Annotated in this window: 1 pseudogene; it reads left to right on the top strand. The window is 62.4% G+C overall.

The annotated features are described in order from the left end of the window. Positions 1 to 120: 120 nt before the first annotated feature. Positions 121 to 356, top strand: a pseudogene (locus tag AC06E7_RS19095) (IS3 family transposase); the annotation flags it as partial.

Here is a 356-nt window from a genome sequence, read left to right as displayed (position 1 = left end):
CGCAGCAGCTACTACGCCTGGCGGGGTCGACAGGAACAGATCGACCACGAGCTACTGAGCCAGGTCGACCTGGTGAGGCGCATTCACAAATCGCATCGGGGCAGCTGTGGGTCGCGCCGTATGGCCAAGGAATTGGCCAACATTGGGCTGCAGGTTGGCCGGTACCGGGCCCGCACGCTGATGCGCCGGGCCGGGGTGAGGGCCCGGCAACACAAGCGTCATAAGTATCAAAGCCTTGGGCCACAGGCCCTGACCGTTCCCAATGTGCTGGATCGTCAGTTCAATCCGGAGGCACCGAACCAAGTATGGGCAGGCGACATCACCTATATCCCGACCCAGCAGGGCTGGCTGTATCT

It is taken from the genome of Stenotrophomonas sp. Steno-Z4 (assembly GCF_056393145.1).
The sequence above is the reverse complement of the archived record's forward strand: the minus strand, read 5'-3'. Positions and strand labels throughout refer to the sequence as shown.